This window comes from Saccharopolyspora hirsuta (assembly GCF_008630535.1).
Classification (GTDB): Bacteria; Actinomycetota; Actinomycetes; order Mycobacteriales; family Pseudonocardiaceae; genus Saccharopolyspora; species Saccharopolyspora hirsuta.
Genome location: NZ_VWPH01000007.1, coordinates 222,312 through 239,767, shown reverse-complemented (window position 1 = coordinate 239,767; position 17,456 = coordinate 222,312). Strand labels below are relative to the sequence as shown.

Annotated in this window: 14 protein-coding genes; 6 read left to right on the top strand and 8 right to left on the bottom strand. The window is 71.4% G+C overall.

Going from position 1 to position 17,456, the window contains the following annotated elements; genetic code table 11:
• Positions 1 to 168 precede the first annotated feature (168 nt).
• Positions 169 to 1,653, top strand: a complete 1,485-nt coding sequence (locus F1721_RS16865) for an MFS transporter (protein WP_281288771.1) — start codon at positions 169 to 171, stop codon at positions 1,651 to 1,653.
• A 9-nt stretch (positions 1,654 to 1,662) separates the two neighbouring features.
• Positions 1,663 to 2,796, top strand: coding sequence for an adenosine deaminase (locus F1721_RS16860; RefSeq protein ID WP_150067646.1), 1,134 nt, complete (start codon positions 1,663 to 1,665; stop codon positions 2,794 to 2,796).
• Between the two features lie 46 nt (positions 2,797 to 2,842).
• On the opposite strand, the gene F1721_RS16855 is transcribed toward F1721_RS16860, so the two are convergent.
• The gene (locus F1721_RS16855) at positions 2,843 to 4,255 is read right to left on the bottom strand and encodes an FAD-dependent monooxygenase (RefSeq protein WP_150067645.1); all 1,413 of its coding nucleotides are present in this window, start codon (positions 4,253 to 4,255) and stop codon (positions 2,843 to 2,845) included.
• Positions 4,256 to 4,343: 88 nt separating this feature from the next.
• Between F1721_RS16855 and F1721_RS16850 the strand changes: the two genes are divergently transcribed.
• Positions 4,344 to 4,934, top strand: a complete 591-nt coding sequence (locus F1721_RS16850; RefSeq protein ID WP_150067644.1) for a TetR/AcrR family transcriptional regulator — start codon at positions 4,344 to 4,346, stop codon at positions 4,932 to 4,934.
• Between the two features lie 113 nt (positions 4,935 to 5,047).
• Here the strand turns inward: F1721_RS16850 and F1721_RS16845 are convergent, their stop codons facing one another.
• Positions 5,048 to 6,205 carry a PQQ-dependent sugar dehydrogenase gene (locus tag F1721_RS16845; protein WP_246155047.1) on the bottom strand — a complete coding sequence of 386 codons (1,158 nt, stop codon included), beginning with the start codon at positions 6,203 to 6,205 and terminating at the stop codon, positions 5,048 to 5,050.
• 306 nt (positions 6,206 to 6,511) lie between these two features.
• On the opposite strand from F1721_RS16845, the gene F1721_RS16840 reads away from it, so the two are divergent.
• The gene (locus tag F1721_RS16840) at positions 6,512 to 8,056 is read left to right on the top strand and encodes a BCCT family transporter (protein WP_211840497.1); all 1,545 of its coding nucleotides are present in this window, start codon (positions 6,512 to 6,514) and stop codon (positions 8,054 to 8,056) included.
• Positions 8,057 to 8,289: 233 nt separating this feature from the next.
• On the opposite strand, the gene F1721_RS16835 is transcribed toward F1721_RS16840, so the two are convergent.
• Positions 8,290 to 9,237, bottom strand: coding sequence for an alpha/beta fold hydrolase (locus F1721_RS16835; protein WP_150067643.1), 948 nt, complete (start codon positions 9,235 to 9,237; stop codon positions 8,290 to 8,292).
• A 112-nt stretch (positions 9,238 to 9,349) separates the two neighbouring features.
• On the opposite strand from F1721_RS16835, the gene F1721_RS16830 reads away from it, so the two are divergent.
• Positions 9,350 to 10,099, top strand: coding sequence for a DoxX family protein (locus F1721_RS16830; RefSeq protein ID WP_150067642.1), 750 nt, complete (start codon positions 9,350 to 9,352; stop codon positions 10,097 to 10,099).
• A gap of 106 nt (positions 10,100 to 10,205) precedes the next feature.
• Here F1721_RS16830 and F1721_RS16825 read toward each other — a convergent pair whose 3' ends face one another.
• The 5 genes from F1721_RS16825 to F1721_RS16805 form a co-directional block, all read right to left on the bottom strand.
• A complete protein-coding gene (locus F1721_RS16825) occupies positions 10,206 to 10,610 on the bottom strand; it encodes a hypothetical protein (protein ID WP_150067641.1) in 405 nt (134 codons plus the stop codon).
• A 64-nt stretch (positions 10,611 to 10,674) separates the two neighbouring features.
• On the bottom strand, positions 10,675 to 11,487 hold the full coding sequence (locus F1721_RS16820; RefSeq protein ID WP_150067640.1) for an alpha/beta fold hydrolase: 813 nt from the start codon (positions 11,485 to 11,487) through the stop codon (positions 10,675 to 10,677).
• Between the two features lie 89 nt (positions 11,488 to 11,576).
• Positions 11,577 to 12,641, bottom strand: coding sequence for an RNA polymerase subunit sigma-70 (locus tag F1721_RS16815; RefSeq protein WP_150067639.1), 1,065 nt, complete (start codon positions 12,639 to 12,641; stop codon positions 11,577 to 11,579).
• Between the two features lie 129 nt (positions 12,642 to 12,770).
• Complete coding sequence (gene ilvD / locus F1721_RS16810) at positions 12,771 to 14,615, bottom strand: dihydroxy-acid dehydratase (protein ID WP_150067638.1); 1,845 nt, start codon at positions 14,613 to 14,615, stop codon at positions 12,771 to 12,773.
• A gap of 149 nt (positions 14,616 to 14,764) precedes the next feature.
• Positions 14,765 to 15,226: a PH domain-containing protein gene (locus F1721_RS16805; RefSeq protein WP_150067637.1), complete on the bottom strand. Its 462-nt coding sequence runs from the start codon at positions 15,224 to 15,226 to the stop codon at positions 14,765 to 14,767.
• A gap of 396 nt (positions 15,227 to 15,622) precedes the next feature.
• Here F1721_RS16805 and F1721_RS16800 point away from each other — a divergent pair, with 396 nt between their 5' ends.
• The gene (locus F1721_RS16800) at positions 15,623 to 17,452 is read left to right on the top strand and encodes an acetolactate synthase large subunit (RefSeq protein ID WP_150067636.1); all 1,830 of its coding nucleotides are present in this window, start codon (positions 15,623 to 15,625) and stop codon (positions 17,450 to 17,452) included.
• The last annotated feature ends 4 nt before the right edge of the window (positions 17,453 to 17,456 follow it).

Here is a 17,456-nt window from a genome sequence, read left to right as displayed (position 1 = left end):
CCTGATGGGTTGATGTCAGACAAGTTAGGAGAGTTGGGCTCGCTCGTCAATTCCCTGCGGCGAGCCTGTGGGAAACCAAAATCAGCAGGGGAGAACCCTTGACGGAAGGCGAGGGGAGCGGGTAAACCCTTCCGTCAACACCCGGCACATGTCAGACAAGATCGGTCGGTGAGCCGGGCTCCCGCAGCATTCCGGGCGTCCACCACCTCCCGCTGCTCCCCTCGAAACCGCCTCAATGCGGAGGTTCTCATGACGACGGTCCGCGACCTGTCGCCCACCGGCGCACCACCGGTGCGCTCCGGCGCTCTGCTCGCCGCCCTGGTGCTGGCGGTGGCCGGGTACCAGATCAACGCCACCATGCTCTCGCCCGCGCTGCCCGACGTGATCGACCGGTTGGGCACCACCAGCGGGGCCGCCGGGCTCTCCCAGACGCTGTTCTTCCTGTTCTCCGCGATTGGCCAGGTCACCCTGGCGCGGCTCAGCGACTACGCGGGCCGCCGCCGCATGCTGCTGGCGACGCTGGCGGCCGCGCTGGTCGGCGAGGCGGTCTGCGCGCTCGCCCCGACCATCGAGGTCTTCATCGTCGGCCGGATCCTGCAGGGCGTTTCCGCCGCGACCTTCACGCTGGCCTACCTGACGCTGCACGAGACCCTCACGCCCCAGAAGTTCGGCCGCGCGCTGGGGATCATCACGGCGGTCAACGGCGGCATCGCCGGGGTCGACCTGATCATCGGCGGCTGGGTGGCCGACACCGTCGGTTTCCGCGGCATCTTCGCGCTCACCGGGCTGATCACGGTGATCGCCCTCGTCGCGGTCTACTCCTGGGTGCCCGCATCTGCCGCGACGACCGGGCGGATGGACTGGAGGGGCGCCGCCCTGCTGGGCGCCGGGCTCACCGGCACCCTGCTCGCGCTGAACGAGGGCAGCGTCTGGGGCTGGTCGTCACCGGCCACGCTCGCGCTGCTCGTCGGCGGGGTGCTGGCCCTCGCGCTGTTCGCGGTGGCGGAGCGGAACAACCGGGACGCCATCATCGACACCTCGGTGCTGGCATCGCGCAGCGGCTGGCCGCTGCTGCTGACCACGATCTTCACCCTCGCCGGGGTGTTCGGGATGCTGAACTTCACCATTCCGCTGCTGACCCAGACCGAGGGCGCGGGCTACGGGCTGTCGGCGACCACGTCCGCCCTGCTCTACCTCACCCCGGCCTCCGCGCTCGGCGTCATCGCCGCTCCGCTGGTCGGGCACTTCGGCCCCCGCATCGGCTGGCGGCGCTCGGTGCTCATCGGCTCCGTCGGCACCGCCGCGGCGATGGTGTTCCTGGTGCTCTTCCCGCAGTCGCCCGTGATCACCTGCGCCGCGCTGGCGGTGCTCGGCGTGACCTACACCGGGTACATGCTGACCGCGCTCAACGGTCTCGCGGTGGCCCTGGCGCCGGAGGACAAGCCCGGCTCGCTGCCCGGCCTGAACGGAGCGTGCTTCGGCATCGGCGCCTCGCTCGGCTTCGCCGTCGCCTCCAGCGTCGTGACGACCGTCAGCTCGGGCGGGCCGCCGACCGCCGACGCCTTCCAAGCCGCGCTGTGGTCCTCGGGCTGCTTCGTGGCCCTCGCGCTGATGACCGCGCTGCTGATCAAGAACCCGAACAAGCACAACTAGGAGGAACAAGTGGCCGACGTGCCGACCGCCGACCAGCTCCGCCGCGCCCCGAAGGTGCTGCTGCACGACCACCTCGACGGCGGGCTCCGTCCGGAGACGGTCGCGGAGCTGGCCGAGCAGACGGGCTACGACGCCCTGCCGACGTCCGATGTGGACGGTGTCCGCGCGTGGTTCGCCGCCGCGACCGAGGCCGGTTCGCTGGAGGAGTACCTGGAGCGCTTCGTGCACACCGTCGGGGTCATGCAGACCGCCGACGCGATCAGCAGGGTGGCCGCCGAGTGCGCCGAGGACCTGGCCGCGGACGGCGTGGTCTACGCCGAGGTGCGCTACGCCCCGGAGCTGAGCACCCAGCGGGGGCTGGCGCTGGAGGAGGTCGTCGAGGCGATGCTCGACGGGTTCGCCCGGGGTGCGGCGCGGGCCCGGGAGGCGGGCAACCGCATCCGCATCGGCGTGCTGCTGTGCGCGATGCGCCAGCAGTCGCGGGCCCTGGAGATCGCCGAGCTCACCGTGAAGTACCGCGACGCCGGGGTGGTGGGCTTCGACATCGCCGGTCCGGAGGCCGGTTTCCCGCCCACCCGCTCGCTGGACGCCTTCGAGTACCTGCGCCGGGAGAACGCCCACTTCACCATCCACGCCGGTGAGGGCTTCGGGCTGCCGTCCATCTGGGAGGCCATCCAGTGGTGCGGGGCCGCCCGCCTGGGCCACGGGGTGCGCATCGTGGACGACATCGAGTTCGCCGCCGACGGCACGGCGCGCCTCGGCCGGTTGGCCTCGTTCGTGCGGGACCGGCGCATCCCGCTGGAGATGTGCCCGTGCTCGAACGTGCACACCGGCACGGTGCCGTCGGTGGCCGAGCACCCGATCGCGCTGCTGCGGCGGCTGAACTTCCGGGTCACGGTGAACACCGACAACCGGTTGATGAGCCAGACCTCGATGAGCAACGAGTTCCGCGAGCTGGTGGACACCTTCGGCTACTCGCTGGACGACCTGCAGTGGTTCACGGTGAACGCGATGAAGTCGGCGTTCATCCCGTTCGACCAGCGCCTGGCGCTGATCAACGAGGTGATCAAGCCCGGCTACGCCGCCCTGCGCTCGGAAGCCCTCTTCGGCCCGGTGTCGGCCCACACCCCGGCCCTCGCCTGAGCCGCTTCCACGGGCGCCTTCCGCACAAGGCGCCCGAGGAAGCGCCCTATGCCCGCTGCGCGGGGACGGTCGTCGTGATGCGGGCGATGTAGCCGTCCGGGCGGATCAGGACGTGGGTGCCCGGGGCGACGCCGTAGGTGGCTCGGGCGATTCCGTCGGGGATGCGGTGGGCGTGGACGTTCGGGCTGGTCGCCGGGGGTTCCGCGGCGAAGGCGAGGTGGGTCCAGTGCGGGCCTCGGAAGAGGTCGAAGAGGCGGATCTGCTCGCCGTTCTCGTCGCGCAGCGGTGAGTCCGGGGCTCGGTCCCCGGCGCGGACGGCACCCGGGTCGGGGCGTTCGTCGTGGGAGAGCGGGCTGTTCCGGTAGGAGATGTCCAGCTGGTTGGTCTCCGGGCCGCGGCGGTGCGCATCGGCGCGGCCTTCGACGTGGCGCTGCAGGATCTCCGCGCTGAGGCCGAGGACCGACGCGGCGACCGGGAGGCGCTCCAGCTCGTAGCTGTCGAGGAGTTCGGCGCTGCCGTCGGCCAGCTTCCAGCCGAGGTTGTAGGCGTCCTGGATCCCGGTGTTCAGACCTTGGCCGCCGGTCGGCGGGTGGACGTGCGCGGCGTCGCCGGCGAGGAAGACGCGGCCGGAGCGGAATTGCCGGGCCATGCGGATGTTCGGGCGCCACACCGTGGACCAGGTCAGGTCGTGCATCCGGAGGTCGGAGCGGCCCGAGTGCTCGTCGAGCTGCGCCTGCAGGGCGGCCAGCGTCGCGGCGGGTTCGAAGCCGTCGGGGAGCGGGGCGGCGCACTGGAACGCGTCCGTGCCGGGCAGCGGGGTCAGCGCGATGCCCCGGGCCGGGTCCTCGGCGGAGCTGAACCAGTGGCCGCAGCTGCGGTCCAGACCGGTCACCTGCACGTCGCCGAGCAGCATGCGGATGCTTTCGTCCGTCTCACCGGCGAATTCGATGCCCAAGGTCTTGCGCACCGCGCTGCGCCCGCCGTCCGCGCCGACGAGGAACGCCGCGCGGACCGCTCCGGTGCTCAGCGTCGCCGTCACTCCGGCGGAATCCTGTTGGAAGTCAAGGAGTTCCACGCCCTGCTCGACGCGGACGCCGAGCTCGGCCAACCGGTTGCGCAGGATCTCCTCGGTCCGCCACTGGGGCAGCACCCACGGGTTCGGGTGCGGGACGCCGGGCGTGGGCTCGACCGGGTCCACCATCCGGCGCTCGCCGACGTACTCGCCGCCGACGTGCGCCCGCAGCGGGGCCGGTGGCGCTCCGCTGCTGAGGACTTCGTCGAGCACCCCGAGGTCGTCGAAGACCTCCAGCGTGCGGGGTTGCAGGCCGTCGCCGCGCGATCCCGCGAACGGTGAGGTGGCCGCGTCGACGATGCGGAGGTCGATGCCGCGGCGGGCCAGTTCGACGCCCAGGGTCAAGCCGGTCGGGCCCGCGCCCGCGATCAGCACTCGGGTGTCCACGTCCGCTCCTTGGTGAATTGAGATTCAGTGAATTCAGATTCAGAATGGAGCTTGCTAGCGTGCCCTGTCAAGGAACGGGAGGTGTGCTGTGGCGGACAGCCGCAAGGCCAGGGCCGCGGAGACCGAGGCCGCGCTGAAGGCCGCCGCGCAGCGGGTCTTCGACCGGGTCGGCTACCTCAACGCCAAGATCACCGACATCACCGCCGAGGCCGGGCGGGCCGCCGGGTCGTTCTACAACCACTTCGGCAGCAAGGAGGACCTGCTGGAATCGCTGCTGGCGGACATGATCGAGGCCAGCGACCGGGAGGTCGGGGCCGCCGCCGAGCACGACCCGGACTTCGCCAAGCGCTCGGCGATCCGCTGGCACATCGCGCAGTACTGGCGGTTCTTCCAGGACAACCGCACCGTGGTCCTCGCGCTCGGCCAGGCCGCGCAGGTCGACCAGCAGTTCGCCGACCGCCTCGCGAAGCTGCTGGAGCCGGACCTGCGGCACCTCGCCGACCACCTCGCCGGGACCTCGGACCGCCCGGAGGCCACCGCGCTGGCGATCTCCGCGCTGTGGCAGCAGTTCGCCCACGCGAAGCTGGTCCAGCAGCACCCGGCGACCGCCGACCTCACCGACGACGAGGCGATCGACCTGCTCACCGACCTGACCGACCGCGGCGTGAACGGCCGCTGAGAGCTGCTGGTGCCCCTCCGCTACGCGGCGGAGGGGCCGTCCTCGCCGGGAAACCGCTCAGAACCCGCCGGTGGTCACCCTGCACAGCCACTCGCTGACGCCGGCAGTGATGATCAGTCCTTGCCCGCGGTCCCGCCGGTCGGCGGCTCCAGGCGGAGCACGCGGTCATCGCTGGAGATCGGGGCGCCGCCGTCCTTGTTCGAGGTGCCCAGCCAGATCAGGCCGTCGGGGGCGAGCGCCGCGGCGGAGAAGCGGCCGTAGGTCTTCTCCATGACCTTCGCGGGCTGGCCGGTCACGGTGCCGTCCGGCGCCGGGCTCAGCGTGTAGAGCGCGGCGGCGTCCTCCAGCGCCACCACGACGGTCGACGGGTCGGCCGCGCAGCCGGTGACGCCGGGCCGGTCCGACCACGTCCACGACGGCGAACCCAGCGGTTCGCCGAGCTTCAGCCGGAACAGCGCGTCCTGGCCGCCCAGCCGGTCGGTCACCCAGTAGATGCCCAGGCCGGGCGTGCCGCACAGCCCGCGCGGGTCGGTCAGGCCGGAGACCGCCACCGGCGACTTCGAGTCCGGATTTCCCTGCGCAGGATTGCCGAAGCCGTCGATGCGCAGCAGCTTCCCGGCCAGCGACTGCGGGTTGGCGGCGTTGCCGGGGTTGCCCGCGTTGCCGGTGGCGACCAGCAGCGCGCCCTGCCCGTCGTCCAGCAGCGCGCCGGAGTTGCCGCTCGGGCCCTTGGGGATGCCGGTCAGCACCGGCTTCGGGCGGTCGCCCGCGGCGACCCGCACGACCTGGTTGTCGCTGCTGGTCGTGACGTAGGCGTAGAACAGCTCGTCCTCGTGGTAGGTCGGGGACAGGGCCAGCCCGGTGAGCCCGCCGCCGCCGCTCGCGTCCACCGGAATCCGGGCCAGCTCAACGGGTTTCGCGCCGCGCTCGACCCGCAGCACGCGTCCGGTGGCCCGCTCGCCGACCAGCGCGGCGGTGCCGCCGGGCAGCACGGCGATCGCGCCGATCGGGTCCAGGCAGGTCGCCACCACGGCCGGGCTCGGGTCCTCGCAGCCCACCGGCTGGGCGGGCTGGTCCGGTGCGGTGCCGGTCTGCGGCGGGGGCGCTTCGCTCTCGAACGAGGGCTGCGGACCGGCCTGCGGTTCCAGCGACGGCGGATCGCCCCACGGCCTGGTGTGCTCCTCGGGGAACTGCGCGCAGCCCGCCAGCAACGTGCTGAGCACCACGGTCGTGCTCAGCAGGACTCGACGCATGCGATTCGGGGCTGCCACGACGCCCGACCCTAGTGGTCCGCCGGTAAACCCCCGGTGAGCGGTCGTGAGTGCGTAACGGTGTTCGAACACCGCTACGCGCTCACGCCCCCGGACGGGTGTTCCTCGTCATGGTCGGACGGGGTGTTTTCGACCGGTTTCGACCCGGTGGGTTAGCGTCCCCGGGTTCGTTGGTGCCGACCTGGAGGGTCCTTCCTCAGTGGAACCGATCGGCTTCGGCCGATCCGATCAGGCGCCGTTCTCCGCCCTCGCGCGACCTCGGATGCGCCTGGTCCGGCGCCCTGCACCCGAGAAGATTGGTATCCCGTGACCTCGACGAGCACGGAAGTCGTCGACCAGCCGCGCACCCGCCCCCGGACCGACCTGGTGGTGTCCGCGCTCAGCGGTGGACTGCTCACCGCCTTCGTGGTGACCGCGCTGATCGCGCCGCAGGCGACCGGCGACGCGGTGACCGCCGCGTTCACCGCGTGCGCCGCCTGGTTCGGCCCGTACTGGCAGCTCCTGCTGCTGGCCACCTTCGGGGTCGCCGTCGTGCTCGGCGCGTCCCGGTACGGGCGGGTCCGGCTCGGGGGCGACGTCGCACCCGAGTTCGGCACCTTCAAGTGGCTGGCCATGATCATGTGCACCCTGCTCGCCGCGGGCGGGGTGTTCTGGGCCTCGGCCGAGCCGGTCTACCACTTCGCCGACCTGCCGCCCGCCTACGCCGACGTGCCGCCCGGTTCGACGGAGGCGGTCACGGTCGCGCTGGCGCAGAGCTTCTCGCACTGGGGCTTCCTGGCCTGGGCGGTGCTCGGCACGCTCGGCGCGATCGTGATGATGCGCGCCGACGAGAAGGGCCTGCCGCTGCGGCCGCGCACGCTGCTGCACCCGGTCTTCGGCGAGCGCATCCAGCACCACTGGCTGGGCGCGGTCGTCGACGTCATCTGCATCATCGCGGTGGTCGCGGGCACCGTCGGCCCGATCGGGTTCCTGGGGATGCAGGTCTCCTACGGCATGTCCACGTTGTTCGGCACCCCGGACAGCTACCCGATGCAGGTCGCGATCGTCCTCGGTCTGACGGCGGTCGCGGTCCTGTCCGTCGTCACCGGCGTCGACAAGGGCATCCAGCTGCTCAGCCGGTTCAACGTGTGGCTGGCGGTCGCGACGATGGCCGCGATCCTGGTGCTCGGCTCGGCGGCGTTCGTGGTGGATGGCTTCCTGAGCGGTTTCGCGCGGTACGTGCAGGACTTCCTGCCGATGTCGCTGTACCGCGGCGACGGCGAGTGGCTGGGCAGCTGGACGGTGTTCTTCTTCGGCTGGTTCATCGGCTACGCGCCGCTGATGGCGATCTTCGTCGCGCGGATCTCCCGCGGGCGCACGGTGCGCGACCTGGTCGGCTTCACCGCCGGGGTCGCGCCGGTGGCCACCGCGCTGTGGTTCACGGTGCTGGGCGGCACCGGGATCATGCTGGAGCAGCGCACCCCCGGCTCGGTGGCGGGCCCGCTCGCCGACGTCGGGCTGCCCGCGGCGCTGGTCTCGATCGCCCAGCAGCTGCCCTGGGGAGCGGTGCTCGGCGTGGTGCTGCTGGTGCTGACCACGACGTTCGTGGCCACCACCACGGACTCGATGTCGCTGGCCATCGCCACGGCCGGGACGACCGGAGGGGAGCCGAACAAGTTCTCCCGCGCCTTCTGGGGCCTGCTGATGGGCGTGGCGGCGGTCGCGCTGATCGCGGTCGGCGACAGCGGCGTCAGCGCGCTGCAGTCGTTCATCGTGATCACCGCGGTCCCAGCCGGTTTCGTCCTGCTACCAACCCTCTGGACGGCCCCGAAGATCCTCCACGACATGGCAGCCGAACAGGGCATCCGCTGACCCACCCCCCGAGGTCCCGGCAAGCTCCGGCCCGGCGGACAAGGGGTGTCAGTTCTGCCCAGAACTGACACCCCACCACGCCCGGAACCCCAGTCAGTTACCGCCAAAACCGCCGAACGAACCCCGGACGACTCCGCCGACCACAGTCCTGAGCCCCACCCAACCGCACCTCAGGGGACCGTGACGCAACCCAGCCACAAGAAACCCGAAAAACGCGAGAAAACCTCGAAACGTCACCACCGCTGTGAATCGCGGAGAGGCGGCACGGGGAGAGGCGGCACTGGGCGGGGGACCTCCGGCGGCGGGGGATCGATGCCCAGGCGGGCGCACTCGACCGCCTGGACCCGGCGCAGCAGCTGGGCGAGCTCCGCGCGGACCGCGTCCGGCGCTTCGAACGGCAGGAAGTGGGAGGTCGGCAGCGTCCGCACCCGCGCCTGCGGGAGTTCCGCGACCGACTTCGCGACGCTGCCGACGTCCGCCAGCACGTCGTGCGCACCGGCCAGCACCGTGACGGGGCAGGACAACCCGGAGACGCGGGAGCGGACCGAAGCGCTCCACGCGAGGCTCAGCTCGGCGTGCCACCGCCAGTCGTGCTGCAGCAGGCGCCGCACCGCCGCGGCGAGCGCGGCCCCGTCCGCGTCCGCCCGCAGCAGCCCGGAGTTCTGCAGCAGCCGGGTGGGGAGGTCGGCGATCGGCAGGTTCGCGGTGATCGATTCGAGGAGGTCGCCGACCAGGCGCAGCGACGCCGAACCGCCCAGCGCGAGCAGGCGGCGGGCGGTATCCGGGACGCCGAAGGCGCGCAGCAGGGCGTCCGTGCCGAGCGTCGGCGGACCGGCCAGCAGCAGCAAGCCGCGCACCCGGTCCGGGAAGCGCTGGGCGAGTTCGACCGCCACCACCGTGCCGCCCGACCAGCCGACCACCACACCGGTCTCCGCGCCGACGGCGTCGAGGGCAGCGATCGCGTCCGCCGCGTGCTCACCCGGCGTGGCCGCGTCAGCGCGCCGCGGTGACCAGGTGAGCGTTCGCGTGGCGGAATCCACCGGCAGCAGTTCGGGCGCCCCGTCGAGCTCCGGGCACCGCAGCACCATCGGTCGCGCGGCCGCACCGGCTTCCGCCCACTCCCGGAACCGCGCGCCGTCACCAGCGGAAACATCGAAATCCCGGAACACCTGCCGCGCCATCGGACCATTCTGCCGCAGGCCCGGGAGCGCGGTCTCGATGCAGTCACGTGTCGGGACGGTTTTGCCGCAAGGGGTCGCACGTTGGGGTGAACATGCCCTAGCCTCGTCCGGCGTGAGGATTCACGACGATCGCCCCGGCGGTGCGGGCGGCTACCCCGACGATCGCAGCTACGGCGCGCACGCCCAGCAACCGGGGGCGAGCGCGCAAGGTGCCCGGAGCACGCAGAGCCTCGGTGCGCAGAAGTACGACTACTACGACGATGACGACGGCTACAGCGACGCCGAAGCCACGTCGTTGGTCGATGCCCGCGGGCGGGAGGAGGACGTCTACTACGACGACCTCGGCAACACCCGCAAGCCGTTCGGCTGGAGCGGCAGCACCGACCTCGGCCTGCTGATCATGCGGTTGGCGCTGGGCGGCATCTTCCTCGTGCACGGCGCGCAGAAGCTCTTCGGCGTGCTCGGCGGCCCCGGCCCGGAGGGTTTCGCCCAGGCGCTGGCCGAGATGGGCTTCCAGCAGAGCGCGGTGCTCGCCCTGGTCACCGGCGGAACCGAGCTGGGTGCCGGTGCGCTGCTGGTGCTGGGCCTGTTCACCCCGCTGGCCGCGGCCGGTGTGGTGGGCGTGATGGCCAACGCGATCGTCCTCAAGCTCAACGCCGGGTTCTTCGCCGCCACCGGTGGTTTCGAGTTCGAGGCGACGCTCGGCGTGCTGGGCTTGGGCCTGATGTTCACCGGCCCCGGCCGGGTGGCGCTGGACTACGGGCGGGTCTGGTTCCGCCGCCCGCTGGTGTTCGGCTTCATCAGCCTGATCATCGCCGCCGCCGCGGCGGCAGCGGTCCTGCTGCTGTTCCGCCACCCCTGATCGACGACCGGAGCGGGGGCGTGCACGCGAAGTGCGCGCCCCCGCTCTGCTTGTCGTGAGCGGGAAACGGGGCTATAGCACCCCGAAGCACTCACGACACCTGAGCTCAGCGGATCCGGGTCTGCTCGGCGTGGTAGCCGCCGCCCGGCCACACCCAGTCCCCGGCGAGGTGGTCGCCGTCGGCGCTGAACCGGGCGCGGTAGTGCGCGGGCGATCCCTTCTCGCCGCCCCAGATGATCAGCTCGTCCCCGTCGATCTCGTAGACGTAGTCGAGGGTTTCGCCGTCCCCGCCGTAGAACCGGGACTTGAGGTCGGCACCGGGTTCGGTGGCACCGAAGGGCTTCTCGCGCCCGATGATCTCGATACCGCGCACCCGGTGCCCGGCCTGCTCGATGTCGATCTCCTGCTGCAGGAAGTGCCCGCCCGGCAACCACGAGTAGGTGACCTGGCCGGTGGCCTCACCGCTCACCCGCCAAGTGCCGACGAGCCGGTCGAGGGAGTTGTTCGTCATCGGATTTCCGCCTTTCCGAAGGGGTTTCGTTCGTGTGACGGTGCAGCGCGCCGGAAGGAATCGCTCAGCCGCGCAGGAATTCGACGAGCGGCGGCGCGAGCTTCTTGGGGGCCATCACCACGGCACCGTGGTTGAGGCCGGGCAGCGAGCGGTGCTCCGCGGTGGGCAGCAGTTCGGTGATGGCGCGGGCAGCGGCGTGGAACCCGGCCGGGCTCTTGCCACCGGTCAGCACGAGGGTCGGCGCGGTCACCGGCCACTCCTCGGCGTCGAGCGGCCTGCCCTGCTGGGTGTCGCCCATCACCGCGATGTCGTGGGGCAGCGTGTGCGCCATCGCCTTGAGCCCGGACCACACGCCGGGAACCAACCGCATCGCGTTGACCACGAACGAGGGCATGCCCTGCGCCCGGGTCATGAAGTGCTTGACCGCATCGCCGGGTCGGTCCTCGGCGAGCAGCGCGCCGATCTGCTGCGGGAAGTTCCGCGGCGGTCCGAAGTCGCCCTCCTCGACCACGAACGGCGGCTCGTACACCGCCAGCCGCTCGACGTCGAGCCCGGCCGCCGCAGCGCGCAGCGCGAGCACCGCGCCGGAGGAACTCCCGAACAGCGAGGCCGAACCACCGGCGTGCTCGATCAGCGCCGCGATGTCCTCGATCTCGCGCTCGACCGCGTACTCCGCCGCATCGCCGCTCGCGCCCCGACCCCGCCGGTCGTAGTTGATGACGGTGCAGTGCTCGGCCAGCAGGGCGGCGAGCTTGCGCGCGTCGGAGCGGTCGGCCAGCGCCGAGGACACCAGGACGACCGCGGGTCCGCTGCCGGACTCCTCGAACGCGATCTCCGTGCCGTCCTGCGAGCGGACTGCGTTGTTCGTGGTGGGCATGGCTTCTCCGTCTCGGGTGTTGTCGCCGTCTTCTGCTGGTGTGACGGCCCCTCGGCGGAAAAGGAATCGGTGCGGTGCGGAACTTCCCCTCAGCGGTCCTTCGGCAGGACCAGCGGCAGGTCGAACGCGGCGAACCAACGGGGTTCGAACGAGGTGATCGCGGTGATCCGGCCGTCGTCGATCCGCAGCACGTCGAGCACCTGGGCGCGGAACTCTCCGGGGAGGCGTTCGGTCTCCGCCGCCGACGGGCGCTGGACGTAGTGCGCGACCGCGGGCTGCCGGTTCGCGCTGGTCAGCACGCTGCGCCACGCGCCCAGGTACCACTGCGAGCCGGGGTCGAAGACCTGCTGGGCGAAGTCGAGCAGCGCGCCCCGGCCGACCAGCCAGGCCGGGTGCGGCGGCATCGTCTGCCGCACGTCCTCGGCCAGCAGCGCCGCGAGCGCGTCGAGGTCGGCCTGCTGGTGCGCGTCGACGTACTGCCGGAGCAGGGCGCGTTCGTCCGCGCTCGGTTCCCCGGGTTGCGCCCAGCCGTCCCGGTCCCGGGGCAGCTGCTGCTTCAGCGTCGCGCGAGCTCGTTGCAACGCGCTCTTCACCGAGGCCACGCTGGTCTCCAGCAGCGCCGCGGTCTCGGTGGCGGACCAGCCGAGCACGTCGCGGATGATCAGCGCGGCCCGCTGGCGGGCGGGGAGCTGCTGGATCGCGGCCAGGAACGCCAGCTCGATCGTCTCGCGCGCGACGGCCACCGCGGCGGGTTCCTCCGCCGCGTCCGCGACCGGTTCCAGCAGGCGGTCCGGAACTGGTTGCAGCCACGGCACGTCGATCGGCGGCGACACCGGTCGGTCGGCTTCGGCCAGCGGCGCGACCGCGTAGGGGCGGGCGATCCGCTTGTTCCGCTCGATCAGGTCCAGGCACGCGTTGGTGGCGATCTTGTACAGCCAGGCGCGGAACGTCGACCGCCCCGCGTAGGTCTCCCGCCGCCGCCACGCGCGCAACAGGGTCTCCTGGACGACGTCCTCGGCGTCGTCGAACGAACCGAGCATCCGGTAGCAGTGCACCCGCAGCTCCCGGCGGTAGCGCCCGGTCAGCTCGCCGAACGCCTGCTGATCACCGCCGGTCGCCGCCACCACCAGCGCGTCGACGTCATCCGAAACCACCTGCTACCTCCCAGCGCTCCGGGCGTGCGCCCGCTATCCAGCGCCAACAGTACAAAGTCGCAGCGCAGAACCTCGGGGAAACGAGAACGGGCCCGCGCGGGAGGCGCGGGCCCGTTCTTCACCGGGAGGTCACTTGTTGACGTCGCGGACCGCTCCGTAGGAGGCGGAGGTGGCCAGGCGGGCGTAGGCGCGCAGCGCCGCGCTGACCTTGCGCTCGCGGCCCACCGGGGTCCACGGCTGCTCGCTGGCCTCCATCTTGGCCCGGCGCTCGGCCAGGACCTCGTCGGAGACCAGCAGTTCCAGCTTGCGCTCGCGGACGTCGATGAGGATCTGGTCGCCGTTCTCCACCAGACCGATCGCGCCGCCGTTGGCCGCTTCCGGGGAGATGTGGCCGATCGACAGGCCCGACGACCCGCCGGAGAACCGGCCGTCGGTGATCAGCGCGCACTTCTTGCCCAGACCGGAGCCCTTCAGGAACGCCGTCGGGTGCAGCATCTCCTGCATGCCCGGACCGCCCGCGGGGCCCTCGTAGCGGATCACCAGCACCTCGCCGGGCTGGATCTCCTTGTTCAGGATCGCCGACACGGCCTGCTCCTGGCTCTCCAGCACCCGCGCCGGGCCCTGGAAGTACCAGAGGTCCTCCTCGACGCCAGCGGTCTTGACCACCGCGCCCTCCTCGGCGAGGTTGCCCTTGAGCACGGCCAGCCCGCCGTCGGCGGTGTAGGCGTGCTCGACGTCGCGGATGCAGCCGTTCGCCGCGTCGGTGTCCAAAGAGGACCAGCGGTTGTCGGTGGAGAACGCCTTGGTGGTGCGCACCCCGCCCGGCGCGGCGTGGAACAGCTCGATGGCCTCCGGCGACGGGGATTCGCCGCGGATGTCCCACTTGGACAGCCACTCGGTGAGGCTCGCGCTGTGCACCGAGGAGACGTCGCGGTGCAGCAGCCCGGCCCGGTCCAGCTCGCCGAGGATCGCGGTGATGCCACCGGCCCGGTGCACGTCCTCCATGTGGTAGTCGGAGTTCGGGCTGACCTTCGACAGGCAGGGCACCCGGCGGCTGGTCTCGGCGATGTCGTCCAGCGTGAAGTCGATCTCGCCCTCCAGCGCGGCGGCCAGCGTGTGCAGCACCGTGTTGGTGGAACCGCCCATCGCCATGTCCAGCGCCATGGCGTTCTCGAACGCCTTCTTGTTCGCGATGGACCGCGGCAGCACCGACTCGTCGTCCTCGCCGTAGTAGCGCTTGGCGATGCGCACCACGGTCCGGCCCGCCTCCTGGAACAGCGCGCGGCGCGCGGCGTGCGTGGCCAGCGTCGAGCCGTTGCCGGGCAGCGCCAGGCCGAGCGCCTCGGTGAGGCAGTTCATCGAGTTCGCGGTGAACATGCCGGAGCAGGACCCGCAGGTCGGGCAGGCGGAGCGCTCCACCTCGCTGAGCCCGGCGTCGTCCACCGCGGAGTTCGCGGACGCCGCGATGGTGGTGATCAGGTCGGTCGGCGCGTGCGCCACGCCCTCCACCACGACCGCCTTGCCCGCCTCCATCGGACCGCCGGAGACGAACACCGTCGGGATGTTCAGCCGCATCGCGGCGTTGAGCATGCCCGGCGTGATCTTGTCGCAGTTGGAGATGCACACCAGCGCGTCCGCCTGGTGCGCGTTGACCATGTACTCCACCGAGTCGGCGATCAGCTCGCGGGAGGGCAGCGAGTAGAGCATGCCGCCGTGGCCCATCGCGATGCCGTCGTCCACCGCGATGGTGTGGAACTCCCGCGGCACGCCACCGGCCTCGCGGATCGTCTCGGCCACCACGTCGCCGAGGTCGCGCAGGTGCACGTGCCCGGGCACGAACTGGGTGTAGGAGTTGGCGATCGCGACGATCGGCTTGCCGAAGTCGTCGTCGGTCATACCGGTGGCACGCCAAAGCGACCGCGCGCCAGCGGCATTTCGTCCATGAGTAGTCGTCCGAGAGCGCAGCTGAGGCATATCCACCTTCTCGTTCGGGAAGAGCGCATTTCACCCGGCGCGGATGTTCGGTGGTGTCAGCGGGAACGCGCGCGGCGACTTCCGCTGGAAAACACCCGCCGCCGAGGGGACGCACCTTGTGGGCGCGGGGAGTGGCGGTGCCGCCGAGATTACTCCTGCGATTCCGGGTTGGGGAGCCGCCCACCGCTCATCACCGACAGGCGGGGCAGGTCGCGCACCCGCACCGCGGGCAGGGTGATCTCCTTGCCGGAGGTCAGGACCGCCTTGAGCCAGCGGTTCTCGTCCAGGCGCAGCGAGGCGATCTCGTCCCAGCCGAACCGGCCGCCGCTCAGCGCGGTGCGCACCGCGACCTGCTCCGGGCTGACCGTGGTCCGGGTGCGCAGGATCCACCAGGCCAGGCCGAGCGGGAGCAGGTAGATCAGCAGGCCCCACGGGTAGGCGGCCCAGGCCAGCGGGGTGGCGCAGACCAGGATGGCGACCACCGCGAGCAGCGATACCGGGGTGATCCGGAAGGTAAGCGACTTCGGGAGCTTGGGCTGCTCGGAGCTCGGCGGGGTCTCGGCGGCCTGGTCGTTTTCGGGCTGCTCGGGCTGCTGCGGGGTCTCGCTCACGCAGTCGATGGTCTCACCTGCGGTTGCGCGCCTGCCAAGGTCCCGTGGCGCGGTGGGTCACAGTTTCAGTTGGAACCATGACCCGCTCGGGCGCGTCCTACGTCACACGGTTGGCCCCCGGGGTGGCGTTGAGCTGCGATTACGTCGTTCCGCAGGTGTGCGCGGGGCGTCTCAGGTGTCCACCATGCGGGAGGATCGTCTCGCATGGTTTGACGGAACGGGTCGCGTTGATTAACGTCCTTGCCATGCTGCGACTGCACGACATTCTCGTACTTCCCCGGCGCGTCGACGCCTAGGAAGTTCGCAGCGTCGACGCGCCAACCCTCGTGGGGCCATTTGTGGTCCGCGGGGGTTTTTTCGTGCCCGGCCCACCCTACCGACCTTGAGGCAGACCCGATGACCAGCGCCAACACCAGGCAGAATCCGGTCCCGGCGCCCCCGCCTGGACGCCGCCCCAAGCCCGCACCGCCCAGCGGTGCCCCAGTGAAGGTGACCGGTGCTCAGGCACTGGTGCGCTCCCTGGAATCCGTGGGCTGCGAGATCGTCTTCGGTATTCCGGGCGGCACCATCCTCCCGTCCTACGACCCGCTGCTCGACTCGCAGAAGGTCCGGCACGTGCTGGTCCGCCACGAGCAGGGCGCCGGCCACGCCGCGACCGGCTATGCCCAGGCCACCGGCAAGGTCGGGGTGTGCATGGCCACCTCCGGGCCGGGCGCGACCAACCTCGTCACCGCGCTGGCCGACGCGCACATGGACTCGGTGCCGCTGGTGGCCATCACCGGTCAGCAGAGCACCGCGATGATCGGCTCCGACGCCTTCCAGGAAGCCGACATCTGCGGCATCACGCTGCCGATCACCAAGCACAACTTCCTCGTCACCAACCCCGACGACATCCCGCGCACCATCGCCGAGGCGTTCTACATCGCCGCCAGCGGTCGCCCCGGCCCGGTGCTGGTCGACATCCCCAAGGACGTCCAGCAGGCCACCACCTCGTTCGCCTGGCCGCCGGAGATGAAGCTGCCCGGCTACCGGCCGACCAGCAAGCCGCACGGCAAGCAGGTCCGGGAGGCCGCCAAGCTGATCACCGAGGCCCAGCGCCCGGTGCTCTACGTCGGCGGTGGCGTGATCAAGGCCGAGGCGCACGCCGAGCTGCGCGAACTGGCCGAGCGCACCGGCATCCCGGTGGTGACCACGCTGATGGCGCGCGGCGCGTTCCCGGACTCGCACCCCCAGCACCTGGGCATGCCCGGCATGCACGGCACGGTCGCCGCGGTCACCGCGATGCAGCGCGCCGACCTGCTGATCGCGCTGGGCGCCCGCTTCGACGACCGGGTCACCGGCCAGCTGTCGTCGTTCGCGCCCGAGGCCAAGGTCGTGCACGCCGACATCGACCCGGCGGAGATCTCCAAGAACCGCCACGCGGACGTGCCGATCGTCGGCGACTGCAAGGACGTGATCGGCGAGCTGATCGAGGCGGTCGCCACCGCCACCACCGAGCACGGCACCGCGGACCTGACCCCCTGGTGGGCGCAGCTCAACGACTGGCGCGAGCGGTTCCCGCTGGGCTACGAGTGGCCGGGCGACGGCAGCCTGTCGCCGGAGTACGTCATCGAGCGGCTGGGCGCGATCGCCGGGCCGGAGGCCATCTACGCGGCGGGCGTCGGGCAGCACCAGATGTGGGCCGCGCAGTTCATCGGCTACGAGAACCCGCGCACCTGGCTGAACTCCGGCGGTCTGGGCACCATGGGCTACGCGGTGCCCGCCGCGATGGGCGCCAAGGCGGGCGCCCCGGACAAGGTGGTGTGGGCGGTCGACGGCGACGGCTGCTTCCAGATGACCAACCAGGAGCTGGCGACCTGCGCCATCGAGGACCTGCCGATCAAGGTGGCCGTCATCAACAACGGCAACCTGGGCATGGTCCGGCAGTGGCAGAACCTGTTCTACGCCGAGCGCTACTCGCACAGCGACCTCGGCACCCACAAGCACCGCATCCCGGACTTCAAGCTGCTGGCCGAGGCCTACGGCTGCGCCGGCCTGCGCTGCGAGTCCAAAGAGGACGTCGACAGCGTCATCCAGCGGGCGATGAAGATCAACGACCGACCCGTCGTGATCGACTTCGTGGTGGGCGCGGACGCCCAGGTGTGGCCGATGGTGGCCGCCGGGACCAGCAACGACGAGATCATGGCGGCGCGCGACGTTCGCCCGCAGTTCGACGACGAGGAGTGAGCGC